This window comes from Streptomyces sp. NPDC005181, assembly GCF_040608395.1.
Lineage (GTDB): Bacteria > Actinomycetota > Actinomycetes > Streptomycetales > Streptomycetaceae > Streptomyces.
Map to the genome: position 1 here is coordinate 1 of NZ_JBEXID010000023.1, position 26,174 is coordinate 26,174.

Sequence of the window (26,174 nt, forward strand, 5' to 3'; positions counted from 1 at the left end):
TCAAGTCACTCACTGTGCGTCACATTCCTGGTGTCAGCCGGGGCCCGACCAGCACCCAACAAGATCATCTCTTACACAAGGAAGTGAACACCCTCTTCCTAAACCAGTGTGCGTAAGTGAGTCTTGGACCCACTGCTGCGTACTGGGCGCATCCCGAACGGTTTTGGATGCACTGGGTTCCCGCTTTCGATCACCGACCGTACACAGCACTCTCTCGTCCTGGGACGTGAGGTGCTTGAGACGGTCCCGGACCGCCACCCCGCAAGGCCCAGGCACCACAAAGGACACGGCCAGCTCCCCCACACCACCCACCACATCACCCCCACCCAGGCCGGACACCCGCCACCCAGCCCAACGAGCAACAGCCACCAAGGTCACCCATTCGGCCCCAGAACCCCCGTTCCCACCTCCATCAACCCACCACAGAACTCACTCCCACACACCACCACTCACTTCGACTCAGTAAACCGGCAGCAGCTCACAACCCCCGGAACCGACCGTGTCCGGCACCGCCGGGCTCACCGATCTGCGATTGATGCTGGAGTCGCTGCGCAGGCGCGGACTCGCCCAGCGCTCCTCGGTCTTCCTCCACAACGTCTTCGTACAGATGAAGAGCCACCCCAAGCTGTGGACCGAGTACCACTCCACGGTGATCGAACCCCGCCGCATCGCGATGCGGGCCGCCGTGCAGCGGGCGGTCGACGCGGGGGAGCTCCGGGCGGACCTGGATGTGGACCTGATGGACGATCTGTTCGTCGGCCCCATGCTCGTACGGACCATCCACCGGCCCGATGCGCCGCTGCCCGAGGATCTCGCCGATCGCATCATCCGGGCCCTGGTGGAGGGCCTGGCGCCAGGTTCCGCCGCCGTCCCCGAACCCGCACCGGCCCCCGCCGCCTCCGGCAAAAGCCCAGGCCACGGCTGAGGCGCCTGGATCCGCCCGAGTGTGAGCGTTCTGTCACAAGGCCCCGCAGAGCCCCTCCGGCCGGAACCGGCCGGACCACGTCCTTCGTCCTCGTGGCAGTACAGCCGTCGTCGACGGCAGGAAAGACATCGCCCATCCCCTAGGGTCAGGGGCGCGGCGATGTGCACGGCAAGGCAGTGAGGACAGCGTGATGGTGCAGGCGTACAGGGCGGACACCGAGAACGGCAGCGCGGAACCGCAGCGCACCGGATCCCGGTTCCAGGGCCTGCGCGACAGATGGACCGACGGCAAAGGCTTGTGGCGGCGCGGCATCGTCCTCGCCCTATGCGCGGTCCTGCTGACCCTCGTGATGATCTTCCACGCGGAGATCCCGAACATCATCGGCAACCTGGGCAGCCTCTCCGAGACGTTCCTGCCGTGGTGCGGCCTGTTCATCCCGCTGCTGCTGGTCCTGGGCCTGGTGCGCCGGTCGGCGACCGCGCTGATCGCCCTGCTGCTGCCGGTCGTGGTCTGGCTCAATCTCTTCGGCGGGCTGCTCACCGGCAAGTCGGGCAGCGGCGGCGACCTCACCGTCGCCACCCACAACGTCAATGCGGACAATCCCGACCCCGCGGGCACCGCCCGGCAGGTCGCGGACTCCGGCGCGGACATCATCGCCCTGCAGGAGCTGCCGGCCGGCCAGGTTCCGGCGTACGAGTCGGCGCTCGCGGCCGGCTATCCGTACCACTCGGTCGAGGGGACCGTCGGCCTGTGGAGCAAGTACCCGATGAGCAGCACCCGGCCCGTCGACATCCGGATGGGCTGGACCCGGGCGATGCGCTCCACGGTGAAGACACCCGACGGCGACGTCGCTGTCTATGTGGCCCATATGCCGTCCGTACGGGTCAAGCTGAACGCCGGATTCACCGCCAGCCAGCGCGACCAGAGCGCGGACGCGCTCGGTGAGGCCATCGCCGACGAACCGCTCGGCAGGGTGATCCTGCTCGGCGACCTCAACGGCACGATGAACGACCGCTCGCTGAACGCGGTCACCGCCCAGATGCGGTCCACCCAGGGCGCGGCCGGCGACGGCTTCGGCTTCAGCTGGCCGGCGTCGTTCCCGATGGCCCGGATCGACCAGATCATGGTCAGGGGCGTCGAGCCGATGTCTTCATGGACGCTTCCGGCGACGGACAGTGACCATCTGCCGATCGCTGCCCGCGTCGAACTCTGACGCAACGGTCCGTTCACCTCGTGGCATCAACCGTCTGAGAGTATTTGTTCCAATCGGGAACAAGGACCGGCCGGCGAGGAAACCGGTGGGCCGGGATCCCCTGCGGAAAGGTCTCTCCTCATGCCACTGGCTCTTCTAGCGCTGGCCATAAGCGCCTTTGGCATCGGCACCACGGAGTTCGTGATGATGGGCCTGCTGCCCAATGTCGCGGACGATCTGGGCACGTCCGTGCCCACCGCGGGCTACCTCGTGTCGGCCTACGCGCTCGGCGTCGTCCTCGGCGCCCCCCTGCTCACCGCCGTCGGCTCCCGGGTTCCGCGCAAGCGGATGCTCCTGCTGCTGATGGCCCTGTTCACCCTCGGCAACCTCGCGTCCGCGCTCGCCCCGGGCTTCGGCTGGCTGGTCGCCGGCCGGTTCCTCGCCGGGCTGCCGCACGGCGCATTCTTCGGCGTCGGCGCGGTCGTCGCCGCGCGGCTGGTCAGCGAGGGGCGGCAGGCGAGGGCCGTCGCGACCATGTTCCTCGGCCTCACCGTCGCCAACATCGTCGGCGTACCGGCGGCCACACTGCTCGGCCAGCACCTGGGCTGGCGCGCGACCTTCCTGGTCGTCGGGGTGATCGGGCTCTGCTCGATGGCCGCGCTCGCCCGGCTCGTTCCGCACCTGCCGGTCGACGCTCAGCAGGGCCTCGGCCACGAACTGCGCGCCCTCGGCAACCGGCAGGTGCTGCTCGGCCTGCTCACCGCCGTCCTCGGCTTCGCCGGAGTCTTCGCCGTCTACTCGTACCTGTCGGCCATGACGACCGAGGCCATGGGCTTCGGCGAGTCCTCGGTGACGCTGGTGCTGGCGCTGTTCGGTATCGGCATGACACTCGGCGCACTCGCCGCCGGACCCCTGACGGACCGCGCGCTGCGGCCCACGCTGTACGGTTCCCTGGCCGCACTCGCGGTGGTCCTGGCGGTCTTCCCGTTCGCCGTGCAGGTGAAGTGGGCGGCGCTGGTGATGGTCGTCCTGCTCGGCGGGGTCGGATTCATGACCACGACGCCGCTGCAGATGCTCGTCATGAACAAGGCGAAGGACGCCCCGACACTGGCCTCCGCCTCGAACCACTCGGCGTTCAACCTCGCCAACGCGGGCGGCGCCTGGCTGGGCGGCGCGGCGATCGCGGCGGGCTGGGGCTGGACGTCCCCGGCGCTGGTGGGCGCGGCCCTGACGGTGGCGGGTCTGGCGGTGGCGGTCACGGCGGGGGTGCTGGACCGTGGCGGGCCGGGCGAGTCCCGGGTGGTGGCGGGCGCGAGTGCGCGGGACGCGCGGGACGGGAGCCACGCGGACGTGGCTTGAGGGCGGCGCTCGGCCCGCATCGAGCCCGTCCGGCGAGTGAGGACGGAACGGCTGCCGGGGCGGGCCGGCTCTCATCGAAACCGGCCCGCCCCGCCCCGCTCACCCCGACTCGCGCCACCGATTCGTGATCGGCAGCCGCCGGTCCTTGCCGAACCCCTTGGCCGAGATCTTCGTACCCGGCGGGTACTGCCGCCGCTTGTACTCCGCCGTGTCCACCATCCGCAGCGTCTTCGTCACCAGCGCCTCGTCGAACCCGGCTGCCACGATAGTGTCCAGCCCCAGGTCCCGGTCGACGTACATCTCCAGGATCCGGTCCAGTACGTCGTAGTCGGGCAGCGAGTCCGTGTCGACCTGGTCCGGCCGAAGCTCGGCGCTGGGCGGCTTGGTGATGGAGGCCTCCGGGATCGGCGGCGTCTGGCCGCGTTCCTCCGCGGCCCGGTTGCGCCACTTCGCCAGCCGGAAGATCGACGTCTTGTAGACGTCCTTGATCGGCCCGTAGGCGCCGACGGAGTCCCCGTACAGCGTCGAGTAGCCGACCGCCAGCTCCGACTTGTTGCCCGGCGCCAGGACGATCTGGCCCTCCTGGTTGGAGACGGCCATCAGCATCGTGCCGCGCAGTCGTGACTGCAGATTCTCCTCGGCGAGACCGGTGAGCCCCAGCGACTCCATGTACGCGTCGAACATCGGCTCGATCGGTACGGTGCGGAAGTTCAGCCCGGTGCGCCGCGCCAGTTCCGCCGCGTCGCCCTTGGAGTGGTCCGAGGAGTACTTCGACGGCATGGAGATCCCGTACACGTTCTGCGCCCCCAGCGCATCGCACGCGATGGCCGCGACCAGCGCCGAGTCGATCCCGCCGGAGAGCCCGATCAGCACACTGCTGAAACCGTTCTTCGCGGCGTACGCGCGCAACCCCACGACAAGTGCCGAGTACAGCTCCTCGTCGTCGTCGAGCCGCTCCGCATAGCCACCGGTCAGCTCCGCCTCGTAGGCCGGGACGGGCTTGTCGGAGAGGACCACATGGTCGATCCGCAGACCGTCGTTGACCACCCCGGACGCCGCCTCGGGTGCGGCGGCCGGCAGGTCCAGGTCGAGCACGACGCTGCCCTCGGCGAACTGTGGGGCCCGGGCGATCACCTCGCCGTCCTTGTCGACGACGATCGAGTCACCGTCGAAGACCAGTTCGTCCTGGCCGCCGATCATCGCCAGATAGGCGGTGGTGCAGCCGGCCTCCTGGGCCCGCTTGCGGACCAGCGCCAGCCGGGTGTCGTCCTTGTCCCGCTCGTACGGCGAGGCATTGATCGACAGCAGCAGCCCGGCCCCGGCGGCCCGGGCGGCCGGCACGCGGCCGCCGTCCTGCCAGAGGTCCTCGCAGATCGCGAGCGCCACATCGACACCGTGGACCCGCACGACGGGCATGGAGTCGCCCGGCACGAAGTACCGGAACTCGTCGAAGACGCCGTAGTTGGGCAGGTGGTGCTTGGCGAAGGTCAGCGCGACCTGCCCGCGGTGCAGCACCGCGGCGGCGTTCTGCGGCGCCCCGGCGGGCTGACCGTAGCGCGGCTGGGCCTTCTCGGAACGGTCGAGATAGCCGACGACGACCGGCAGCTCCCCGAAGCCCTCCGCGTCGAGACGGGCGGCGAGCGCACGCAGCGCGTCCCGCGACGCCTCGACGAAGGACGGCCGCAGGGCCAGGTCCTCGACGGGGTAACCGGTCAGCACCATCTCGGGGAACGCCACCAGATGGGCGCCCTGTTCGGCGGAGTGCCGGGTCCAGTGGATGATCGCCTCGGCGTTGCCGGCGAGGTCACCGACGGTCGAGTCGATCTGATTCAGTGCGAGGCGTAGTTGAGGCACGCGGCTCAGTGTAATCGTCTTTCTGACGCGATGTCCTGGCGGGCCCCTCCGCAGCCGTGGCCCGCCAGGGCCGGGTCAGCGGCGGTAGCCGAGGACCGTCATCATGCTCGCGTTCGAGTGGTAGACGTTGTGGCAGTGGAGCATCCACAGCCCCGGATTGTCCGCGTCGAACTCCACGGCCACCGAACTGTTGGGCAGGACGACCGCCGTGTCCTTGCGCGCCCCGGGGGCCCTGTCCAGCACCGAACGCGGTCCCGCAGATCCCGCGAGCGCGAACGTATGCCCGTGCAGGTGGACCGGGTGCCACATCTCCGTGATGTTGTAGAACTCCAGCCGGACCCGCTCGCCCGCCTTGACCGGATGGCGCCAGTCGGGGTCGTACTTCTGGTGGTCGAAGCCCCAGTCGAACGACCTCATGCTGCCGGTCAGCTTGATCCGGATCGTCCGGTCGGGCTGCCGGGCGGCCAGCGCCACGGACTTGTCCGCCTTCAGCTCGTGGGCCGACACCAGCTGCCCGTCCAGCTCCTTCGGCCATACGGAGGCCTTCGGCGCCGTACCACCACCGGTACGGAGCAGGGCCAGCGCCGTCATGTTCCGCCCCTCGGCGAGTGCGGTCAGCGGGAACACCCCGTCCTTGGCGGTGACCAGCACGTCGTACCGCTCGCCCATGCCCAGCAGCAGCGCGTCCGTCGTGGTGTGCCGGACCGGGAAGCCGTCCGCGTGCGTGATGGTCATCCGGTGGCCGCCGAGCGCGACGCGGAAAGGGGTGTCGCCGCCGGCGTTGATGATGCGCACCCGGATCCGGTCGCCGGGCTTCGCGGTGAAGGTGGTCGGGGCCTTCGGGATGCGGCCGTTGATCAGGTAGTGCGGGTAGGCGACATCGGTCGCGGCACCGCGGAGCAGTTCGCTCCTGGCGTCCATCAGCACCCGCGAGGGCCCGGACCCGGGCTTGCCGTCGGACCCGGAAGACCCGTGATCCATCCCCTCCATGCTGCCCATGCCGTGGCTGAGCTCGTCGAGCACCCCGTCCGGGGTGGAACCCTCCACCCCGTCGACCCAGTCGTCGAGCATGACGACCCACTCCTTGTCGTACGACAGGGGCTCCTTCGGGTCCTCGATGATCAGTGGCGCGTAGAGACCTCGGTCCTGCTGGACGCCCACGTGCGGATGGAACCAGTACGTCCCCGACTGCCGCACCGCGAAGCGGTACGCGAACTCCGCGCCCGGCTTGATGCCCGGCTGGGTCAGGCCGGGAACGCCGTCCATGTCGTTGCGCACATGGAGACCGTGCCAGTGCAGGGTGGTCGGCTTCGGCAGATGGTTGGCCAGAGTGACGGCCAGGGTGTCGCCCGCGGTGATCCGGACTTCCTTGCCGGGCAGCCGGTCCGCATACGCCCAGGAGGGGACGGTGAGACCGCCACCCAGATCGAGGCGGGCCGGGGTGGCGGTGAGGTGGACCTCCCGCACGGGACCGGAGCCCCGCTTGGCCTCGACCGCCGCGACCTCCTCGCCGTTGGGCGCAACGTACTCTCCGTGGCCCCTGGCCGGGGGCGACGGCTTCTGGGTCATGTCTTCGTGGTTCATGCCGCCGGGGTTCGCGGCGGGCTTCTCCACGTCCCCGCCGCGGGTACAGGCGGTCAGAACTCCCGTTCCGGCCAGGGCGATTCCGGCGCCGAGCATGGCGCGACGAGTGTGCTGAGTGTGCATGACTGGGTACACCTCATGGGGTCGTCGGGGTGCTGGGGAGGGATGCGGAGCGCGCCGCTCCTTATATCCGCAGCACCGACGACCTGCCGGGCACAGTCATTCCGCGTGGGGAGAGGGACCACGGAGACCGCAGTATCGGCGCCGCGGCGGCCCGGAGGAGATGATCCGCGGGCCGCAGCGCCATCAGCCAGACGGCGAGCAGGGTGACACCCCAGGCGCCCAGCACCGCGAGACAGACCACCACGGGGTCCATGCCGTCGCCCGTCGTCGCGGGCAGGACGGAGGCGTGCCCGGGCGAGGGTTCAGCCACAGCGCCTGCCCCGTGAGCCCCGCTGTCCATCGTCACCACGGCGTCCTGGCCGTGGTGGTCCGTCGGATGTCCGACGGTATGCATGGTGAAAATCCCGAAAAGCAGCGCAGCGAACAGCAACAACTGTCCGTACGTCGCACTCCTCTTCGGGCCCATGTCGAGCACACTAACCCCGCCGGGTATGGCCCGCACGGCGGCCCGGCACCCCTGTCGTCCCGGGTGCCGGGCCGCCGGTCGGTCAGCTGGGGGCGTAGACCCTCTCGACCCAGAGCGCGATCTGGTCCTCGGAGAGGTGCTGTGCCAGATCCGCCTCGCTGATCATGCCGATCAGCTTCTTGTTCTCGACCACCGGAAGCCGGCGGATTCGATGGCTCTGCATTTCCTCCAGGACCTGGTCCACGCCGGCGCCGGCGTCGATCCAGCGGGGCGTGCCCTGGGCGAGGTCACCCGCCGTCACCCTCGACGGATCGTGGCCCAACGCCACGCAGCCGAGCACGATGTCGCGGTCCGTGAGGATGCCGATCATTCGGTCCTGCTCGCCGCTGGCCGAGATGGGCAGAGCGCCGACGTTGTGTTCGCGCATCAGCTGGGCGGCCCGGTCGAGCGTCTCGTGCGCCGGGATCCACTGGGCCCCGGTGTGCATGATGTCCTTGGCGGTAGTCATGGGGATTCCTCCTGGTGCCGGTGGGCATGCCGTTGCGACCCCGAGAGAATCCATCGTCCTGCGGCCGTTCGGGGTACGCGACCGCTGTCACCCATTCGGGTGCATCCCCCGGCGGCACGGGCGCCGGGGGACCGGTGACTACCTGGGCTCGGCCCCGCGTGCCGCCAGCATCTGCGCCATCGCGTCCAGCTCGGACTGCTGGGCCTCGACCATGCCCCGGGCGAGCCGTCTCTCCGCTTTCACCGTGCAGAGCTCTGCGCAGCCGCGCGCCATGACGACGCCGCCCTTGTGGTGGTCGGTCATCAGCTGGAGGTAGAGGATCTCGGCCTGCTTGCCGTGGGCCTTCCTCAGCCGGTCGAGCTCGGTCCGGGTGGCCATGCCGGGCATCAGAGCCCCGTCGTGCGCCGTGAACCCACTGCCCGGCCCCGCCGCCATGTCACCCATGCCGGCCATGTCATCCATACCGGCCATGTCATGGCCGTCGCCCCCGCTGTGCTCATCGTGATCACCGTGGGTCGCCATCCATGCCATCGGCTCCTGCCCGGCGGCAGCCACCTTCGGCAGCTCCCACAGATCCAGCCAGCCGAGCAGCATGCCCCGCTGGTTGGCCTGCGTGTTCGCGATGTCGTACGCGAAGCGGCGTACCTCTTCGTCCTGCGTACGGTCACGCACGAGGAAGGACATCTCCACGGCCTGCTGATGGTGGACCGCCATGTCGCGCGCGAACCCGGCGTCGGCCGAATCGGCGGCGGGCACCCGGACCGCCGCCGAAGCGGCTTGCGGCTGTTTCCCGTCCGCCGCGTCGCCCCGTGCCGCGGCGACCGACGCCGCGCCCGCGAAGAGCAGCGCGAGCGCGACGGCGGAGCCCGCCGCCCACTGGGTGCGACGGGTGCGTCGCGCAGCGGTCACTGGGCCCCCAGCCCGCCCGTGCACGCGGCACCCGGCTCAGGTGTCTGCTGCCCCTGCACGAACTTGGCGAAGAACTGGTCCACCCGCCGGTCATCGGCGCTGTCCACGGTGACCTGGTTGCCCCAGGCGCTCAGCGTGATCGTGCCGGTCTGGTCCTGATACGGACTCATCAGCGCATACGGCGTCTTCCCGACCCGCTCCGCGAGCTTCGCGAGGTCGGCGTCCGACGCCTTGTCCGTGTACGTCACCCACACCGATCCGTGCTCCAGCGAGTGCACGGCGTTCATGTCGGGGATCGCCTTTTTGTATACCTCGCCGTCGCAGTTCATCCAGGCGGGGCTGTGGTCACCGCCGACCGGGGGCTTCATCGGGTACGACACGGTCTTGGTGACGTGGTTGCGGGTCAGCTTCTTCGCGTCCCACGTCTTCAGTCCCTTGATCGGCTCGGCGGCCAGCTTCTCCTTCTCCGCCGCGGCCGCCTTCGCGTCCTGCGCCGCGACGGCCTGCTTCTTCTCCGAGGCCTCGGACTTGTCGAGCAGCATGTACGTACCGAAGCCGACCAGACCTGCGACGACGACGGCGCTCAGGCCTATGGCCAGGACACGGTTGCGGCGGTCACGCGCACGGTCGGCATTGCGCATCTGCTCTATACGGGTCCTGCGGTCGAGGCTCATGTCGTCAGGTCCTTCTGCGAAGGGGCGGGGAGGGGCAGGAAGTGGTCAGGAAACCGGTACACACGGGGCAGTCGCGAAGCCGCTCCACCCCCTGGGCACCATGGGCGCAGATCGTAGTGGGTGGCCACGTGCTCCATCTCACGTCGAGTGCGTAATCTGGGTGAAATCCCGGGTCGTGATACTGGAGTCTCTCCCCTACCCCGGGCGGTGGTGCACAGACCGTCTGAACTGCAAGGATGTGGCTATGGACAAGCAGCAGGAATTCGTCCTCAGGACACTCGAGGAGCGCGACATCCGCTTCGTGCGCCTGTGGTTCACCGATGTGCTCGGCTACCTCAAGTCCGTTGCCGTGGCGCCCGCCGAGCTGGAGCAGGCGTTCGACGAGGGCATCGGCTTCGACGGATCGGCCATCGAGGGCTTCGCCCGGGTCTACGAGTCCGACATGATCGCCAAGCCGGACCCCGGCACCTTCCAGATCCTGCCCTGGCGTGCGGAGGCCCCCGGCACCGCAAGGATGTTCTGCGACATCCTGATGCCCGACGGCTCGCCGTCCTTCGCCGACCCGCGCTATGTCCTCAAGCGCATCCTTGCCAAGACCTCCGACCTGGGCTTCACCTTCTACACCCACCCGGAGATCGAGTTCTTCCTGCTCAAGAACAAGCCGGTCGACGGCAGCCGGCCCACCCCCGCAGACAGCTCCGGCTACTTCGACCACACTCCGCAGAACGTCGGCATGGACTTCCGCCGCCAGGCGATCACCATGCTCGAATCCATGGGCATCTCTGTCGAGTTCAGCCACCACGAGGGCGCTCCCGGCCAGCAGGAGATCGACCTGCGGTACGCGGACGCGCTCTCCACCGCCGACAACATCATGACTTTCCGTCTCGTCATGAAGCAGGTCGCGCTGGAGCAGGGCGTGCAGGCGACGTTCATGCCGAAGCCGTTCTCGGAGTACCCCGGCTCCGGTATGCACACCCACCTCTCCCTCTTCGAGGGCGACCGCAACGCGTTCTACGAGTCGGGCGCCGAGTACCAGCTGTCCAAGGTCGGCCGCTCCTTCATCGCGGGCCTGCTCAAGCACGCCGCGGAGATCTCCGCCGTGACGAACCAGTGGGTCAACTCGTACAAGCGCATCTGGGGCGGCTCGGCCCGCGCCGCGGGCGCCGGCGGCGAGGCCCCCTCGTACATCTGCTGGGGCCACAACAACCGCTCCGCCCTGATCCGCGTCCCGATGTACAAGCCCGGCAAGACCGGTTCGGCCCGCGTCGAGGTCCGCTCCATCGACTCCGGCGCCAACCCCTACCTGACATACGCGGTACTGCTCGCCGCGGGCCTCAAGGGCATCGAGGAGGGGTACGAACTCCCGGCCGGCGCCGACGACGACGTCTGGGCGCTGTCCGACGCCGAGCGCCGCGCGATGGGCATCGAGCCGCTGCCGCAGAACCTGGGCGAGGCGATCTCGCTGATGGAGAAGAGCGAACTGGTCGCCGAGACGCTCGGTGAGCACGTCTTCGACTTCTTCCTGCGCAACAAGAAGCAGGAGTGGGAGGAGTACCGCAGCGAGGTCACCGCCTTCGAGCTGAAGGCACTGCTGCCGGTGCTGTAACCGCAGGTCAGCCGCATCGCGGCGGCTCAGTGACGATCCGGGCCGGAGGCGGTGTTGCCTCTGGCCCGGAGTCCGTTCAAGCGCGCGGCCGTATGTGGGCCGTCAGGCGCGGAAGCGGTGGCGTCGTACATGCTGTCCACGGCCTTCCGGGCGGCCCCTCGCCAGGATCGGCGCATGATTCGCGCAGTCGTATTCGACGTCGGTGAGTGCCTGGTGGACGAGACCCGCGAGTACGGCACCTGGGCCGACTGGCTCCGTGTCCCGCGCCACACATTTGCCGCCATGTTCGGAGCCGTCATCGCCCAAGGACGGGACTACCGGGACGTGTTCCAGGAGTTCCAGCCAGGCTTCGACCTGTACGAGCAGCGCCAAGCGCGCGCGGACGCCGGACAGCCCGAGCACTTCGACGAGTCGGATCTGTACGACGACGTCCGACCTGCCCTCGCACAGCTGCGAGCCGACGGGCTGTGGCTCGGCATCGCAGGCAACCAGACCGTGCGGGCCGGCGGCATCCTTCGTCAGCTGTTCACCGACGACGTCGACCTGATCGGCACCTCGGATGACTGGGGCGCCAGCAAGCCCGACCCGGAGTTCTTCGTCCGGGTCGCCGACGTCGTCCCGCACGAGCCCAGCGAGATCCTGTACGTCGGCGACCGCGTCGACAACGACCTGCGCCCGGCGGTGCCCGCCGGGATGCACACTGCTCTCCTTCATCGCGGGCCGTGGGGAACCATCCAGTGGAACACTGCCGAAGCACGTGGCCTGCCGACGTTCCGCATGGAGTCGCTCCTCGAACTCTCTGAACAGATCAAGAAGTTCAACGAGCGAGCGCACTGACTGTCGTCGACCACCCGTACAGCCGCTCGTCCAGGTCCCGCACGCACTGCTCGTTCTGGTGCGGGGCCAGCGAGCGTCGCACCTCCCGCACCCGGTCCATGCCCATCGCGTACCGGGTGACCGCAAGCTGGTCGATCGAGATATCAACGGGTATGGGGGCACCGCCTTCGTGGTGCGCTTGAAGCGACCAGCAACGACCACGGGCGCCCCTGTGGCCGCAGCCCGGCGTGGGACCTCCGGCGCATCGTTCGAGGGGCGCTCCCCCTGCCGCGGGAGCAGGCGGGCGGGCCCGGCCCGGGACTCTGGACGAGGTGTGTCCTGCGGGCGACAATGCGAACAGCACATGGCTGGGCCAAGGTACGGGGGGCTTCATGACAGGCGTGTTCGTGCTGCTCGGTGGGCTGCTGGCATTGATTGTCGCGCTCATCGTCAAACTGCAGCTGAGGTCGCGGCGCAGGACCGAGAGCTTCGAGGGCCAGGAGATCGAGCGGCAGCATCGCGAAGCGATCCGGCACACCCGCGCGAACAACACCTCGGCGGCGGTGCACAGCCGGTTCTACGACGGCGGCGGCGGCAAGCGTTCGTGACCGGCCGTCCGCGTGCACCGCCCGGGCCGTGGCAGGTACCGGGACTCGATTCGGGTAGTGTTGCCGACCCCAGCACGGGGACATACCGAGGAGGTGAGACCCATTACCGCTGTATCAGGCTGGGTGCTCACCTCTCGCGATTGCGTGGTCGGACCGGTATAGGCGGACCGCGGAGCACCCATCGGCATTCCGAAAGGCTCCGCTCCATGTCGCTTTCCTCGACACCGCTCCCTTACTCCGTCATCGTCACCCGACTTCGCGCCGCCGGCTGCGTATTCGCCGAGGACGAGGCGGAGTTGATCCTCACCACGGCTGCGGACCCGGCCGACCTCGCGGCCATGGTGGACCGGCGGGCAGCCGGACTGCCCCTCGAACACGTCCTGGGCTGGGCCGAGTTCCGCGGTCTGCGGATCGCTGTCGACCCCGGCGTCTTCGTCCCCCGGCGCCGTACCGAATTCCTCGTCGACCAGGCCGTCGGCCTCGTCCGTCCCGCGGACGGACCCGCCGTCGTCGTCGATCTGTGCTGCGGTTCGGGTGCGCTGGGCGCCGCGCTCGCCGCTGCCCTGGACCGGGTCGAGCTGCACTCCAGCGATGTCGAACCCGCCGCGGTACGGTGCGCTCGCCGCAATGTCGCCGGTGCGGGGGAGGTGTACGAGGGCGACCTCTTCGAGCCGCTGCCCGCCTCGCTGCGCGGCCGCGTCGGGATTCTGCTCGCCAATGTGCCGTACGTACCCAGCGAGGACGTCGAACTCCTGCCCGCAGAGGCCCGGGTCCATGAACCGAGGGTGGCGCTCGACGGCGGGGGCGACGGGCTCGATGTGCTGCGCAGAGTGACCGCCGAAGCGCCTCAGTGGCTGGCGCCGGGCGGGCATCTGCTGGTCGAGACGAGCGAACGGCAGGCGGCGCGGGCCGAGGAGACCGTCGCCCGGAGCGGGCTGATTCCGCGGGTGGTCACCTCCGACGAGCTGTACGCGACCGTCGTCATCGGCACCAGGCCCGGTGCCGGCGACGGCAGGTAGCCCGCCCCGGGGCGGCCGAGCGGCTCCCGCCCGGCCGCCGTGCGCGTCCGCGTCGGCAGGCTTCACCGGAGGCCGGGCGGTGATACGGGACCGGCATGCCGCCCGGGACACCTTTCAGCGGAAGCGCCGGCGGGTCTGGCTGTACGGCTCGCCCTTGCCGAGGCCGAACGCCGTGCGCGGGACCACCCCGAACACCTCCGCGCGGCCCCCCGCAGCGTTGGCGAACGCGCCCGCGCGGACCTCGAAGTGCCAGTCCGCGCTGTACTTCGCCTCCCAGAGTTCGGCCAGCCGGGTCAGTCGAGCGTCGTCCGTCACCCGGTCCGCCCGGCCCTCGACCGCCACGTCGAAGCCCTGGGCAGAGCGTGTTGGTGCCGGTCGTCACCACGAACTCCGGGTTCGTCGCCAGATTCCGCGCCTTGCGCTCGGCCGGGCCCGTGCAGAAGTGCAGCGCGCCGTCCGACCGGAGCCCGATCAGCGGCGTGACATGCGGTCCGGCCGTCCGGCCGGACCGTGGACAACCAGAACACCTCCGCCCGCGTCAGCGCAGCAACCGCCTCCGACCACGGGCGGGCCGTCGCGCCCTTGTCGCTGTAGCCGGGATGCAGCTCGGAGACGGGTTCGTCCCCGGACACGGTGACCTCCTCCTCAGCGGGGTCCTGAAAGCGATCGTGACTGCGAAGTGCGGACCGCGCACCCGCTCCGAATTCATCGGCGCGGGGCTAGGCTCGGAACGCTGGAAAGTGATCGGGCGGCGAGCAGGAGAGCACGGAATGACGACGGTGCCGGGGCGCAGGAGCAGTACGTTCACCAGACTGCTGCGGCACGGCTTCACCGACCCGTCCGCCGCGGAGCGGCTGCTGGACCTGCCGGCTCTGTCGGCCGTACGCACCGACTCGGTCCTGCTCGACGCGCTGGGGGCGACCGCCGACCCCGATCTGGCGCTGCAGGGGCTTGTCCGGCTGGTGGAGGCCGAGGATGCCGCCGAGCGGCAGATCCTGCTGGACACGCTCGTCACCGCCAAGCCGCTGCGGGACCGGCTGCTCGGGGTGCTCGGGGCGTCCGAGGCGCTCGGCGACCATCTGGCGCGCCACCCCCGCGACTGGCACGCGCTCGTCACGTACGAGGCCACCGATCTGCACCCCGGAGTGACCGAGTTCGAGCACGAGCTCGCCGAGGCCGACGACCCGGACTCGCTGCGCGTCGCCTACCGCCGGTGCCTGCTGGCCATAGCTGCCCGCGATGTGTGCGGTACGACGGATGTCGCCCAGACCGCCGCCGAACTCGCAGACCTGGCGACCGCGACGCTGCGCGCGGCGCTTGCCATCGCCCGCACGGCCGCCCCCGAGGACGCCGCCGTGTGCCGCCTCGCGGTCATCGCGATGGGGAAGTGCGGCGGCCACGAACTGAACTATGTCTCCGACGTCGACGTGATCTTCGTGACGGAATCGGTCGACGGCGCCGAGGAGAGCAAGGGCGTGCAGGCCGCCACCCGACTGGCGGCGCACATGATGCGGATCTGTTCGGACACGACCGTCGAGGGCACCATCTGGCCGGTCGACGCCAACCTCCGTCCGGAGGGCCGCAACGGGCCGCTCGTACGGACACTGTCCTCGCATCTCGCGTACTACCAGCGCTGGGCCAAGACGTGGGAGTTCCAGGCGCTGCTCAAGGCCCGGCCGGTGGCCGGCGACCCCGAGCTGGGCGCGGAGTACGTCGACGCCGTCTCGCCGCTGGTGTGGCAGGCCGCGGACCGGGAGAACTTCGTCGGTGACGTACAGAAGATGCGCCGCCGGGTCGTCGACAACATCCCCGCCGACCGTGTCGACCGGGAGATCAAGCTGGGGCCCGGCGGACTGCGGGACGTCGAGTTCGCCGTACAGCTGCTCCAGCTCGTGCACGGCCGCAGCGACGCCTCCCTGCACAGCGGCTCGACCCTGGAGGCGCTGCGGGCGCTCGCCGCGGGCGGATACGTCGGGCGGGTGGACGCCGCGCAGCTCGACGACGCGTACCGCTTCCTGCGCGCCATGGAGCACCGCATCCAGCTGTACCGGCTGCGCCGCACCCACCTCGTCCCCGAGAGCGAGGCGGATCTGCGTCGGCTCGGGCGCTCCCTCGGGATGCGTACGGACCCCCTCACCGAGCTCAACCAGGCGTGGAAGCGGCATGCGTCCGTGGTGCGGCGGCTGCACGAGAAGCTGTTCTACCGGCCGCTGCTGGACGCGGTCGCCCAGCTCGCGCCCGGCGAGACCCGGCTCAGCGCTAAGGCCGCCGGGCACCGGCTCGAAGCGCTCGGGTACGCCGATCCGGCCGCCGCGCTCCGGCATCTGGAGGCGCTGTCGTCCGGGGTGTCCCGCAAGGCCGCCATCCAGCGCACCCTGCTGCCGGTGCTGCTCGGCTGGTTCGCGGACTCCGCCGACCCGGACGCCGGGCTCCTCGGCTTCCGCAAGGTGTCCGACGCGCTCGGCAAGACCCCCTGGTACCTGCGGCTGCTGCGCGACGAGGGTGCGGCCGCGGAGAACCTCGCCCGCGTCCTGTCGGCCGGCCGGTTCGCCCCCGACCTGCTGCTGCGGGCCCCCGAGGCGGTGGCGATCCTCGGCGACCCGCAGGGGCTGACGCCGCGCAGCCGTTCCCATCTGGAGCAGGAGGTGCTCGCCGCGGTGGGGCGGGCGGAGGACGCCGAGTCCGCGGTCGCGGTGGTCCGCGGGGTGCGACGGCGCGAACTGTTCCGTACGACGGCCGCGGACCTCATCGGCTCGTACGGCACGGAGGAGAGTCCCGCCGAACCCGACCCCGGCGCACTCGTCGACCGGGTCGGCAACGCGGTCACCGATCTGAACGCCGTCACGCTCGCGGGCGCGCTGCGTGCCGCCGTACGTGAACAGTGGGGCGACACCCTCCCGACCAGGTTCGCGGTCATCGGCATGGGCCGGTTCGGCGGCCATGAGCTCGGTTACGGCTCCGACGCCGACGTCCTGTTCGTGCACGCGCCGCGCGAGGGCGTCGACGAACAGGAGGCAGCCCGGGCCGCCGGCACCGTTGTCGGTGAGATGCGCAGGCTGCTGCAGCTGCCCACCGCCGATCCGCCGCTGATCATCGACGCGGATCTGCGGCCGGAGGGCAAGAGCGGGCCGCTGGTACGGACGCTGAAGTCGTACGAGGCGTACTACCGCCGGTGGTCGCTGGTCTGGGAGAGCCAGGCGCTGCTGCGCGCCGAACCGATGGCGGGCGACGCGGACCTCGGCCGCGAATTCATCGAGCTGATCGACCCGCTGCGCTACCCGATGGAAGGGCTGGGGGAGGACGCGGTCCGTGAGATCCGCCGCCTCAAGGCCCGCATGGAGTCCGAACGGATGCCACGCGGCGCCGACCCGACGCTCCACACGAAGCTGGGGCGCGGCGGGCTGAGCGACGTCGAGTGGACGGTCCAGCTGATGCAGATGCAGCACGGCTGGGTGGAACCGGGCCTGCGCACGTCCCGCACCCGCGAGGCACTGGCAGCTGCCTGTGCGGCCGAACTGATCTCGGGTGAGGACGCGCAGACCCTGGACGAGGCCTGGGTGCTCGCTACGCGGGTCCGCAACGCGGTGATGCTGGTACGCGGCCGCCCCGGGGACACCTTCCCGTCCGGTCCGCGCGAGCTGACGGCCGTGGGGCGCTATCTCGGCTACGAACCGGGTCATGTCGGCGACATGCTCGACGACTACCGGCGGATCACCCGGCGGGCGCGGGCGGTGGTGGAGGAGCTGTTCTACGGGGCGTGACGGCGTCGACGAACCACGTCAGGCGGCAATTTCGAGGCCGGGCGGCCATGTCGGCCCGGCCGGCGATCGAGGAAGAAGCCGGTCACTGGCGCACCGGTGCCTCCTCGGCCGGCTGCCCGACCCTGATCGGCGCTCCCGGGCCGAGCGCCGAGAGTCTGGCCCCGGCAGGGCGCGTGACCCGCTTCTGAAGGTGGTGCGGCAGCGCCCCGTACCAGGCGAACGACACCGCGTAACCGAACGCCAGGCAGGTCATGCCGCCCACCGCGTCGAGCCAGAAGTGGTTGGCGGTCGACACGATCACGATCAGCGTGGTCGCCGGGTACAGCAGGCCCGCGATGCGTGCCCAGGGCGCCGACGCCAGCGCGTAGATGGTCAGCCCGCACCACAGCGACCAGCCGATATGCATCGACGGCATCGCCGCGTACTGGTTCGACATGTTCTTGAAGTTGCCCGAGGCCATCGAACCCCAGGTGTGGTGCACCAGCACGGTGTCGATGAAGTGGCCGTCGTTCATCAGGCGCGGTGGCGCGAGCGGATACAGGTAGTACCCGAGCAGCGCGACGCCCGTGGTCGCGAACAGCACCAGGCGCGCTGCCGCGTAACGTCCGGGATGGCGACGGAACAGCCACATCAGCACACCGATGGTGACGACGAAGTGCAGTGTCGCGTAGTAGTAGTTCATCGAGACGATCAGCCATGTCACGGAGTTCACCGCGTGGTTGACCGACTGCTCGACGGCGATGCCCAGGTACTTCTCCACCGACCAGAGCCAGTCGGCGTTGCTGAGTGCCGCGGCTTTCTGCTCGGGGACGGCGTTGCGCACCAGCGAGTAGACCCAGTAACTCACCGCGATCAGCAGGACCTCGAAATAGATGCGCGGCCGACGGGGGTACCGCAGCGAACGCAGCCGCGCCAGCATGTCGTTCCGCTTCACCTCGGGAGCCGCCTCGTCCGCGATGGGTGACGGGGTGGCCGCCGGTCGGCCTTCCTGTGACTTCACGCTCACTTCACCCATAGGCGTCGATTCTTTCAGTTGCGTCCCACTTCCCGATCATCCTCCGGTCGGGTTCCAGTTGCACATCATGCCCCCTACAGGCGGGCGTGCGCCCCTGATTCCGTTCCGGATGCAGAGGCCGGATCGGGGCCGGGGCCCGCGGCCGTTGAACCGCGGACGACCAACTCCGGCATGAAGACGAACTCGCTGTGCGGGGCCGGTGTGCCGCCGATCTCCTCGAGGAGGGTGCGCACCGCGGCCTGGCCCATCGCCGTCACCGGCTGACGGATCGTGGTCAGCGGCGGATCGGTGAACGCTATGAGCGGCGAATCGTCGTAGCCGACGACCGACAGGTCGCGCGGCACCTCCATCGACAGCCGGCGCGCGGCCCGGATCGCACCGAGCGCCATCATGTCGCTCGCGCACACCACCGCCGTGCACCCGCGCTCTATCAGCGCCGAAGCGGCCGCCTGACCGCCCTCCAGGGTGAACAGCGAGTGCTGGATCAGCACTTCCACCTCGTCCGAGGTGAGGTTCAGCTGTTCCTGCACGGTGGAGCGGAACCCCTCGATCTTGCGGAGTACCGGCACGAAACGCTTGGGTCCGACCGCAAGGCCGATCCGCTGATGGCCGAGCGAGACCAGATGTGTCACCGCGAGCCGCATCGCCGCCCGGTCGTCGGGGGAGATGAAAGGCGCCTGCACCTTCGGCGAGAAGCCGTTGACCAGCACGAAGGGCACACCCTGGGCGCGCAGTTGCTCATACCGCTGCATATCGGCCGACGTGTCGGCATGCAGCCCGGAGACGAAGATGATGCCGGAGACGCCACGGTCGACGAGCATCTCGGTGAGTTCGTCCTCGGTGGAACCGCCGGGGGTCTGCGTCGCCAGCACCGGCGTATAGCCCTGCCGCGTCAGCGCCTGACCGATGACCTGGGCGAGCGCCGGGAAGATGGGGTTCTCCAGCTCGGGCGTGATCAGCCCGACCAGTCCCGCACTGCGCCTGCGCAGCCGTACCGGCCGTTCGTAGCCGAGGACGTCGAGCGCGGCGAGGACGGATTCACGGGTGGCTGCAGCAACACCTGGTTTGCCGTTCAGTACACGGCTGACCGTAGCCTCGCTGACCCCCGCCTGAATTGCGATATCGGCAAGCCGTGCGGTCATGGGAGTGGACTGTACCGGCCGCGTGTCGGATTGCCCACCATGCGCGGGAATCGGGCGACTGCGGTGCTGTCCGGGGGGTGGTGGTGGCCGACGGCGCGTGCGGCGGTACGTGCCGCCACGGGCCGCTCGGCAGTGTCGCCGCAACGTCTTGCAAGGTCTTGCGAAGCCGGGCTGAGGGCTGCGGTCGGATCGTCGCACAGCGAAATCATGGCCCCGACCCTTCTCCTGTCAGGGTCGGAGCGCTCCCGTCAAGGGGCTTGACGGCAACTGTGAGGACACGCGAATGTAACGATCGCCGAAGCTTGCAGAAATCTTCCGCAAAGTCTTTCGGTCATCTTTCATCCTTGTTACGTTCCTCGTCGACCCGGCGCCGCGATGGAGCGGTACGGCAGTTGAAGGAGTTCAGATGCGACGTGGCATAACGGCCACCGCCCTGGTCGCGGCCCTGGCGCTCGCGGCGACCGCCTGCGGCAGCGATGACAAGTCCGAAGGCTCGAGCAAGAGCTCCGGCGAGCTCTCCGGGACCGTTACGTGGTGGGACACCTCCACCGTGGGCAGCGAGGACAAGGTCTTCAAGAAGATTGCCGAAGACTTTGAGAAGCAGCACCCGAAGGTCGACGTCAAGTACGTCAACGTGCCCTTCGGCGAGGCGCAGAACAAGTTCAAGAACGCTGCCCAGTCCGGCTCCGGCGCTCCCGACGTGATCCGCTCCGAGGTCGCCTGGACCCCCGAGTTCGCGGACCTCGGCTACCTCGCCCCGCTGGACGGCACCCCCGCCCTGCAGAAGGCGGACGACTTCCTGAAGCAGGCCGCCGCCTCCACCAAGTACAAGGGCAAGACGTACGCGGTGCCGCAGGTGATCGACTCCATGGGCATCTTCTACAACAAGAAGATCTTCAAGGAGGCCGGTGTCGAGGTCCCCACGACCGTCGACGAGCTGAAGACCGTCTCCAAGAAGATCAAGGACAAGACCGGCAAGACCGGCCTCTACCTGCGCGGCGACGACGCGTACTGGTTCCTGTCCTTCCTGTACGGCGAGGGCGGCGACCTCGTCGACGCGGCCACCAAGTCCGTCACCGTCGACAACCCCGAGGGCGTCAAGGCGATGAAGGTCGTCAAGGACCTCGTCGACTCCGGTGCGGCCAAGACCGACGCGACGGACGGCTGGGAGAACATGCAGTCGTCCTTCAAGGACGGCAAGGTCGCCATGATCATCAACGGCCCGTGGGCCGTCGCCGACACCTACGCCGGCAAGGAGTTCAAGGACAAGGCCAACCTGGGCGTCGCCCCGGTCCCGGCCGGCTCCGCCGCGCAGGGCGCCCCGCAGGGCGGTCACAACCTGGCCGTCTACGCGGGCTCCAAGAACCTCGACGCCTCCTATGCCTTCGTCGACTACATGACGTCCACGAAGACCCAGGCCCAGGTCACCAAGGAGCTGAACCTCCTGCCGACCCGTACCTCCGCCTACTCGGAGGAAGCGGTCGTCGACAACGAGATCGTCAGCTTCTTCCAGCCGGTCGTCGAGACCGCCGTCGAGCGCCCCTGGATCCCGGAGACCGGCAGCCTCTTCGCCCCGCTCGTCACCGAGTACACCAAGGTCCTGACCGGCCAGACCACGCCGGAGAAGGCCGCCAAGACCACCGGTGACTCCTACCGCAAGCTCCTCAAGGGCTGGAAGTAGCCAGAGAAAGGCAGGCCGACTGATGGCTGTCCACACCAGCCAGTCGGTGGCAACGGCCGCGGGCGACAATGTCGCCCGCGGCCGGAGCCGCGGTACTGGTACCCCACCACCGAGCAGGCTCCGGCGGACTCTGTCGACGCACTGGTACGCCTGGACCATGGTCGCCCCGGTCGTCGCCGTGATCGGCGTGATCATCGGCTACCCGCTGGTCCGCGGCATCTACCTGTCGCTGACCGACGCCAATGAGCGCAACGTCGAACGGTCCATCGGCGTCAACCACATGCCCGCGACGTACAAGTTCGTCGGCCTGGACAACTACGCCGACGCGCTCACGGGCGACCAGTTCCTCGGCACGCTCGGGTGGACCCTGGTGTGGACGGTCTCCTGCGTGAGCATCACGTTCGTCCTCGGCATGGCCCTGGCCAATATCCTCAACCGCCGGATCGCCGGCCGCTCCGCCTACCGGATGGCGCTGATCCTGCCCTGGGCCATCCCCGGCTTCGTCTCCGTCTTCGCCTGGCGCTTCCTCTACAACGAGGACCGCGGGCTGCTCAACAAGATCCTCTCCGGCTCCGGCATCGACGGCATACCGTGGCTGAACGACCCCACCTGGGCGAAGTTCTCCGTCATCGCCGTCAATGTATGGCTCGGCGTGCCCTTCATGATGGTCGCCCTGCTCGGCGGTCTGCAGTCCATCCCCAGCGAGCAGTACGAGGCCGCCGAGATGGACGGTGCCACCGCCTGGCAGCGGTTCCGCCACATCACGCTGCCGGGGCTCCGGCCGGTCTCCACCACCGTGATCCTGCTGTCGACCATCTGGACGTTCAACATGTTCCCGGTGATCTTCCTGCTGACCCGCGGCGGACCGGGTGAGGCCACCCAGATCCTGGTCACCCAGGCGTACAAGTTCTCCTTCGAGATCAGCCCGCGCGACTTCGCGCAGTCCTCCACCTGGGGCGTGCTGATCCTCGTCCTCCTGATGCTCTTCGCCGCGGTCTACCGGCGAGTCCTCCGCACGCAGGGAGATAGCTGGTGACCACCGTCCCCGCACCCACCGCGCGCCACTCGGTGCGCAAGGCCAAGGTCCGGCCCCGCGGCGAACGCTCGCCGCTCGCCTCCGTCGCACTGCACCTCACGCTGATCGTGGCGTCCGTGATCGCCGTGTTCCCCGTGCTGTGGGTCCTGCTGACCTCGCTGAAGCCCGCCGCGTACGCGACGACGACGGACTTCTTCAAGGACACGACCTTCGAGAACTACACCGACCTGATCAAGGACACCGAGTTCCTGACCTGGTTCGGCAACTCCCTGGTCATCGCCGGGCTCACCACCGTCCTCGGCGTCTTCGTATCCGCCACCACCGGCTATGCCGTCAGCCGCTTCCGGTTCCCCGGCAAGCGCGGGCTGATGTGGACGCTGCTGATCACCCAGATGTTCCCGGTCGCCGTCCTCATCGTGCCGATCTACAACATCATGTCGAGCCTGGGCCTGCTCAACCAGCCCGCCGGCCTCGTCATCACCTACCTCACCATCGCGGTGCCGTTCTGCGCCTGGATGATGAAGGGCTTCTTCGACACCATTCCGCGCGAGATCGACGAGTCGGGGCAGGTCGACGGCCTCACTCCGTTCGGCACGTTCTGGCGGCTGATCATGCCGCTCGCCAAGCCGGGCCTCGCCGTCACCGCGTTCTACTCCTTCATCACCGCCTGGGGCGAAGTGGCGTACGCCTCCGCATTCATGGTCGGCGACGAGAACCTCACGCTCGCCGGCGGACTGCAGAAGTTCGTCAACCAGTACGGAGCCCAGTGGGGGCCGATGACCGCCGCGTCCGTGCTCATCGCGATACCCGCGGCCCTGGTCTTCCTCTTCGCCCAGCGCCACCTGGTGACCGGCATGTCCGCCGGGGCCGTCAAGGGCTGACGCACCCAGCAGCACGACCCGCACGCACGAAGGAACGGCGGCGCCGGATCCCCGACCCGGTCCCGGCGCCGCTTCCCACCCAGACACCCCAGGGACGACATGACCCAGCACCTCGCTGCCCCCTCCACCGGCACGTCCGACGACGCTCCGGGCCACCGCACCGGCTGGTGGCAGGACGCGGTGATCTACCAGGTCTATCCGCGGAGCTTCGCCGACGGCAACGGCGACGGCATGGGCGATCTCGCAGGCGTACGGGACAGACTTCCGTACCTCAAGGACCTCGGCGTCGACGCGGTCTGGCTCAGCCCGTTCTACGCGTCGCCGCAGGCCGACGCGGGCTACGACGTCTCCGACTACCGTGCCATCGACCCGATGTTCGGCACGCTGCTGGACGCCGACGCGCTGATCCGGGACGCCCACGACCTGGGCCTGCGGATCATTGTCGACCTGGTGCCCAACCACTCCTCCGACCAGCACGAGTGGTTCAAGCGCGCCCTCGCCGAGGGCCCCGGCTCCGCGCTGCGCGAGCGCTACCACTTCCGCCCGGGCAAGGGCGCGGACGGCGAACTGCCGCCCAACGACTGGGAGTCCATCTTCGGCGGCCCCGCCTGGACCCGGACCACCGACCCGGACGGCACCTCCGGCGACTGGTACCTCCACCTCTTCGCGCCCGAGCAGCCCGACTTCAACTGGGAACACCCGGCCGTCGCCGACGAGTTCCGCTCGATCCTGCGGTTCTGGCTCGACATGGGCGTCGACGGCTTCCGCGTCGATGTCGCCCACGGCCTGGTCAAGGCCGAAGGTCTGCCCGACCTCGGCACCCACGACCAGCTCAAGCTGCTCGGAAACGATGTCATGCCGTTCTTCGACCAGGACGGGGTGCACGAGATCTACCGTTCCTGGCGCACCATCCTCGACGAGTACCCCGGCGACCGCATCGCCGTCGCCGAGGCCTGGACCCCGACCGTCGAGCGCACCGCCAACTATGTGCGCCACGACGAGATGCACCAGGCGTTCAACTTCCAGTACCTGTCCACCGACTGGGACGCCGCCGAGCTGCGCAAGGTCATCGACGTCTCGCTCGACGCGATGCGTCCGGTCGGCGCCCCCACCACCTGGGTGCTCTCCAACCACGACGTCACCCGGCACGCCACCCGGTTCGCCAACCCGCCCGGCCTCGGCACCCAGATCCGCACCGCGGGCGACCGCGAGATGGGCCTGCGCCGGGCCCGCGCCGCCAGCCTGCTGATGCTGGCGCTGCCCGGCTCCGCGTACGTCTACCAGGGCGAGGAACTCGGCCTGCCCGACGTCACCGACCTGCCCGACGAGGCCCGCCAGGACCCGTCGTTCTTCCGCGCCGAAGGCCAGGACGGCTTCCGCGACGGATGCCGGGTGCCGATCCCGTGGACCCGGCACGGCAGCTCCTACGGCTTCGGCGACGGCGGCAGCTGGCTGCCCCAGCCCGACAGCTGGGGCGAGCTGAGCATCGAGGCCCAGACCGGCAGGGCGGGCTCCACACTGGAGCTGTACCGGGCCGCGCTCGCCGCACGCCGGGTGCACCCGGGGCTCGGCGCCGGGACGGCCGTGGAGTGGCTGGACGCTCCCGAAGGGCTGCTGGCCTTCGCCCGCCCCGGCTTCGTCTGCACCGTCAACACGACCGGCCGGCCGGTCCGCATCCCGGTCCGCGGCCAGGTGCTGCTGTCCAGCAGTCCCGTCGTCACCGACGGGGCCGAGATCGAGCTGCCCGCGGACACCACGGTGTGGTGGACGGTGTGACCGTCCCCCTGCCCAGGACCGGCGGTGCGCCGAGGCTCTCGGACATCGCCGGTCAGGCCTCGGTCAGCGAGGCGACCGTCAGCCGGGTGCTCAACGGCAAGCCGGGCGTCGCCGACACCACGCGCCAGCGGGTGCTCGCGGCGCTCGACATCCTGGGCTACGAGCGTCCCGTACGGCTGCGGCAGCGCAGCGCCGGGCTGATCGGACTGGTGACCCCCGAGCTCACCAACCCGATCTTCCCGGCGTTCGCGCAGTCCGTCGAGCAGGTCCTGGCCGGGCACGGCTACACCCCGGTGCTCTGCACCCAACTGCCCGGCGGCGCCACCGAGGACGAGCTCGTCGAGCAACTCGTCGAACGCGGCGTCGGCGGCATCGTCTTCCTCTCCGGGCTGCACGCCGACCTGTCGGCCGACCCCGCCCGGTACGCCGCGCTCACCGACCGCGGCGTGCCGTTCGTCCTGATCAACGGCTACAACGAGCGGATCAGCGCCCCCTTCGTCTCGCCCGACGACTCCGCCGCCGTCCGGATGGCCGTCGGACATCTCGCCGAACTCGGCCACCGCAAGGTCGGCCTGGCGATCGGGCCGCAGCGCTATGTGCCGTCCCGCCGCAAGCGGGACGGCTTCGTCGATGCCGCCGTCAAGCTGCTGGGCCTGACCCGCTCAGAGGCCGAACTCCTCGTCTGCTCCACGCTGTTCAGCGTCGAGGGCGGCCAGGTCGCGGCAGGGGCGCTGCTCGACCAGGGGTGCACGGGCATCGTCTGCGGCAGCGACCTGATGGCCCTGGGCGTGGTGCGTGCCGCCCGGGACCGCGGGCTCGACGTGCCGCGCGACGTGTCGGTGGTCGGCTTCGACGACTCTCAGCTCATCGCCTTCACCGATCCGCCGCTGACGACGGTGCGGCAGCCCGTGCAGGCGATGGCGGCGGCCGCGGTCGGGGCGCTGCTGGAGGAGATCGGCGGCAGCCCCGTGCAGCGCACGGAGTACGTGTTCCAGCCGGAGTTGGTGGTACGGGGATCCACCGCCGCGGTCCGTCCCGCGTGACGGCCTGACCGCGCACACGGCGGAACGCACAGGAGAGGCACCGGGAGTCGGCCCTGGATTGGGCCGGCGGGGAGTGAGCGACTCCGGGTGTCTCTCTTGCCGTGACCGGCCCGGCCGGCCGGGCGCGTGAGGCCCCTGGGGTGCCGGGGCCCCCGGCCGACCGGGCCGGAGTCGAGAAGAACTTAACAGTGCCGCA

20 protein-coding genes and 2 pseudogenes are annotated in these 26,174 nt (G+C 69.6%); 13 read left to right on the forward strand and 9 right to left on the reverse strand.

What is annotated here, in order from left to right; genetic code table 11:
- Window positions 1–481: 481 nt before the first annotated feature.
- The 3 genes and pseudogenes from ABZV38_RS17155 to ABZV38_RS17165 form a co-directional block, all read left to right on the forward strand.
- Window positions 482–925 (forward strand): annotated as a pseudogene (locus tag ABZV38_RS17155) (TetR-like C-terminal domain-containing protein); the annotation flags it as partial.
- 190 nt (window positions 926–1,115) lie between these two features.
- Complete coding sequence (locus ABZV38_RS17160) at window positions 1,116–2,138, forward strand: endonuclease/exonuclease/phosphatase family protein (protein WP_356327807.1); 1,023 nt, start codon at window positions 1,116–1,118, stop codon at window positions 2,136–2,138.
- A 120-nt stretch (window positions 2,139–2,258) separates the two neighbouring features.
- Window positions 2,259–3,476, forward strand: coding sequence for an MFS transporter (locus ABZV38_RS17165; protein ID WP_356327809.1), 1,218 nt, complete (start codon window positions 2,259–2,261; stop codon window positions 3,474–3,476).
- Between the two features lie 99 nt (window positions 3,477–3,575).
- On the opposite strand, the gene ABZV38_RS17170 is transcribed toward ABZV38_RS17165, so the two are convergent.
- The 6 genes from ABZV38_RS17170 to ABZV38_RS17195 form a co-directional block, all read right to left on the reverse strand.
- A complete protein-coding gene (locus ABZV38_RS17170) occupies window positions 3,576–5,330 on the reverse strand; it encodes an NAD+ synthase (RefSeq protein WP_356327811.1) in 1,755 nt (584 codons plus the stop codon).
- Window positions 5,331–5,405: 75 nt separating this feature from the next.
- Window positions 5,406–7,037, reverse strand: coding sequence for a multicopper oxidase family protein (locus ABZV38_RS17175; RefSeq protein ID WP_356327812.1), 1,632 nt, complete (start codon window positions 7,035–7,037; stop codon window positions 5,406–5,408).
- 61 nt (window positions 7,038–7,098) lie between these two features.
- Complete coding sequence (locus ABZV38_RS17180) at window positions 7,099–7,503, reverse strand: hypothetical protein (RefSeq protein WP_356327814.1); 405 nt, start codon at window positions 7,501–7,503, stop codon at window positions 7,099–7,101.
- Between the two features lie 82 nt (window positions 7,504–7,585).
- Window positions 7,586–8,011 carry a CBS domain-containing protein gene (locus tag ABZV38_RS17185; protein WP_356327816.1) on the reverse strand — a complete coding sequence of 142 codons (426 nt, stop codon included), beginning with the start codon at window positions 8,009–8,011 and terminating at the stop codon, window positions 7,586–7,588.
- 138 nt (window positions 8,012–8,149) lie between these two features.
- A complete protein-coding gene (locus tag ABZV38_RS17190) occupies window positions 8,150–8,920 on the reverse strand; it encodes a DUF305 domain-containing protein (protein ID WP_356327817.1) in 771 nt (256 codons plus the stop codon).
- Window positions 8,917–9,594, reverse strand: coding sequence for a DUF3105 domain-containing protein (locus tag ABZV38_RS17195; RefSeq protein ID WP_356327819.1), 678 nt, complete (start codon window positions 9,592–9,594; stop codon window positions 8,917–8,919). The genes ABZV38_RS17190 and ABZV38_RS17195 overlap by 4 nt, the downstream gene beginning before the upstream one ends.
- Window positions 9,595–9,838: 244 nt before the next feature.
- Between ABZV38_RS17195 and glnA the strand changes: the two genes are divergently transcribed.
- From glnA to ABZV38_RS17215, 4 genes are all read left to right on the forward strand, one after another.
- The gene (gene glnA / locus ABZV38_RS17200) at window positions 9,839–11,200 is read left to right on the forward strand and encodes a type I glutamate--ammonia ligase (protein WP_356327821.1); all 1,362 of its coding nucleotides are present in this window, start codon (window positions 9,839–9,841) and stop codon (window positions 11,198–11,200) included.
- 174 nt (window positions 11,201–11,374) lie between these two features.
- Window positions 11,375–12,037, forward strand: a complete 663-nt coding sequence (locus tag ABZV38_RS17205) for an HAD family hydrolase (RefSeq protein ID WP_356327823.1) — start codon at window positions 11,375–11,377, stop codon at window positions 12,035–12,037.
- Window positions 12,038–12,408: 371 nt separating this feature from the next.
- Complete coding sequence (locus tag ABZV38_RS17210) at window positions 12,409–12,624, forward strand: hypothetical protein (RefSeq protein ID WP_356327824.1); 216 nt, start codon at window positions 12,409–12,411, stop codon at window positions 12,622–12,624.
- A gap of 206 nt (window positions 12,625–12,830) precedes the next feature.
- Window positions 12,831–13,643: a putative protein N(5)-glutamine methyltransferase gene (locus tag ABZV38_RS17215; RefSeq protein ID WP_356327826.1), complete on the forward strand. Its 813-nt coding sequence runs from the start codon at window positions 12,831–12,833 to the stop codon at window positions 13,641–13,643.
- Window positions 13,644–13,757: 114 nt separating this feature from the next.
- Here ABZV38_RS17215 and ABZV38_RS17220 read toward each other — a convergent pair.
- Window positions 13,758–14,275 (reverse strand): annotated as a pseudogene (locus tag ABZV38_RS17220) (pyridoxamine 5'-phosphate oxidase family protein).
- A 138-nt stretch (window positions 14,276–14,413) separates the two neighbouring features.
- Here ABZV38_RS17220 and ABZV38_RS17225 point away from each other — a divergent pair.
- Window positions 14,414–17,404: a bifunctional [glutamine synthetase] adenylyltransferase/[glutamine synthetase]-adenylyl-L-tyrosine phosphorylase gene (locus tag ABZV38_RS17225; RefSeq protein WP_356327827.1), complete on the forward strand. Its 2,991-nt coding sequence runs from the start codon at window positions 14,414–14,416 to the stop codon at window positions 17,402–17,404.
- A gap of 82 nt (window positions 17,405–17,486) precedes the next feature.
- Here the strand turns inward: ABZV38_RS17225 and ABZV38_RS17230 are convergent, their stop codons facing one another.
- A complete protein-coding gene (locus tag ABZV38_RS17230) occupies window positions 17,487–18,419 on the reverse strand; it encodes a phosphatase PAP2 family protein (RefSeq protein ID WP_356327829.1) in 933 nt (310 codons plus the stop codon).
- Window positions 18,420–18,493: 74 nt separating this feature from the next.
- On the reverse strand, window positions 18,494–19,561 hold the full coding sequence (locus ABZV38_RS17235) for a LacI family DNA-binding transcriptional regulator (RefSeq protein WP_356327830.1): 1,068 nt from the start codon (window positions 19,559–19,561) through the stop codon (window positions 18,494–18,496).
- A 406-nt stretch (window positions 19,562–19,967) separates the two neighbouring features.
- Here ABZV38_RS17235 and ABZV38_RS17240 point away from each other — a divergent pair, with 406 nt between their 5' ends.
- The 5 genes from ABZV38_RS17240 (at window position 19,968) to ABZV38_RS17260 (ending at window position 25,978) form a co-directional block, all read left to right on the forward strand.
- Entirely contained in the window at window positions 19,968–21,242 is a 1,275-nt protein-coding gene (locus ABZV38_RS17240; protein WP_356327831.1) for an extracellular solute-binding protein, read from the forward strand.
- 22 nt (window positions 21,243–21,264) lie between these two features.
- On the forward strand, window positions 21,265–22,278 hold the full coding sequence (locus ABZV38_RS17245) for a sugar ABC transporter permease (protein ID WP_356327832.1): 1,014 nt from the start codon (window positions 21,265–21,267) through the stop codon (window positions 22,276–22,278).
- Window positions 22,275–23,159: a carbohydrate ABC transporter permease gene (locus tag ABZV38_RS17250; RefSeq protein ID WP_356327834.1), complete on the forward strand. Its 885-nt coding sequence runs from the start codon at window positions 22,275–22,277 to the stop codon at window positions 23,157–23,159. Before ABZV38_RS17245 ends, ABZV38_RS17250 begins: the two co-directional genes overlap by 4 nt.
- A gap of 99 nt (window positions 23,160–23,258) precedes the next feature.
- Entirely contained in the window at window positions 23,259–24,935 is a 1,677-nt protein-coding gene (locus ABZV38_RS17255) for a glycoside hydrolase family 13 protein (protein WP_356327836.1), read from the forward strand.
- Entirely contained in the window at window positions 24,920–25,978 is a 1,059-nt protein-coding gene (locus ABZV38_RS17260; protein ID WP_356327838.1) for a LacI family DNA-binding transcriptional regulator, read from the forward strand. Before ABZV38_RS17255 ends, ABZV38_RS17260 begins: the two co-directional genes overlap by 16 nt.
- Window positions 25,979–26,174: the final 196 nt, after the last annotated feature.

Excerpts from the sequence above, each read along its gene's own strand:
- ABZV38_RS17160 (WP_356327807.1), top strand. The coding sequence starts at position 1,116 with ATGGTGCAGGCGTACAGGGCGGACACCGAGAACGGCAGCGCGGAACCG.
- ABZV38_RS17165 (WP_356327809.1), top strand. The coding sequence starts at position 2,259 with ATGCCACTGGCTCTTCTAGCGCTGGCCATAAGCGCCTTTGGCATCGGC.
- ABZV38_RS17175 (WP_356327812.1), bottom strand. The coding sequence starts at position 7,037 with ATGCACACTCAGCACACTCGTCGCGCCATGCTCGGCGCCGGAATCGCC.
- ABZV38_RS17180 (WP_356327814.1), bottom strand. The coding sequence starts at position 7,503 with ATGGGCCCGAAGAGGAGTGCGACGTACGGACAGTTGTTGCTGTTCGCT.
- ABZV38_RS17185 (WP_356327816.1), bottom strand. The coding sequence starts at position 8,011 with ATGACTACCGCCAAGGACATCATGCACACCGGGGCCCAGTGGATCCCG.
- ABZV38_RS17195 (WP_356327819.1), bottom strand. The coding sequence starts at position 9,594 with ATGAGCCTCGACCGCAGGACCCGTATAGAGCAGATGCGCAATGCCGAC.
- glnA (WP_356327821.1), top strand. The coding sequence starts at position 9,839 with ATGGACAAGCAGCAGGAATTCGTCCTCAGGACACTCGAGGAGCGCGAC.
- ABZV38_RS17205 (WP_356327823.1), top strand. The coding sequence starts at position 11,375 with ATGATTCGCGCAGTCGTATTCGACGTCGGTGAGTGCCTGGTGGACGAG.
- ABZV38_RS17210 (WP_356327824.1), top strand. The coding sequence starts at position 12,409 with ATGACAGGCGTGTTCGTGCTGCTCGGTGGGCTGCTGGCATTGATTGTC.
- ABZV38_RS17215 (WP_356327826.1), top strand. The coding sequence starts at position 12,831 with ATGTCGCTTTCCTCGACACCGCTCCCTTACTCCGTCATCGTCACCCGA.
- ABZV38_RS17225 (WP_356327827.1), top strand. The coding sequence starts at position 14,414 with ATGACGACGGTGCCGGGGCGCAGGAGCAGTACGTTCACCAGACTGCTG.
- ABZV38_RS17230 (WP_356327829.1), bottom strand. The coding sequence starts at position 18,419 with ATGGGTGAAGTGAGCGTGAAGTCACAGGAAGGCCGACCGGCGGCCACC.
- ABZV38_RS17235 (WP_356327830.1), bottom strand. The coding sequence starts at position 19,561 with ATGACCGCACGGCTTGCCGATATCGCAATTCAGGCGGGGGTCAGCGAG.
- ABZV38_RS17240 (WP_356327831.1), top strand. The coding sequence starts at position 19,968 with ATGCGACGTGGCATAACGGCCACCGCCCTGGTCGCGGCCCTGGCGCTC.
- ABZV38_RS17245 (WP_356327832.1), top strand. The coding sequence starts at position 21,265 with ATGGCTGTCCACACCAGCCAGTCGGTGGCAACGGCCGCGGGCGACAAT.
- ABZV38_RS17255 (WP_356327836.1), top strand. The coding sequence starts at position 23,259 with ATGACCCAGCACCTCGCTGCCCCCTCCACCGGCACGTCCGACGACGCT.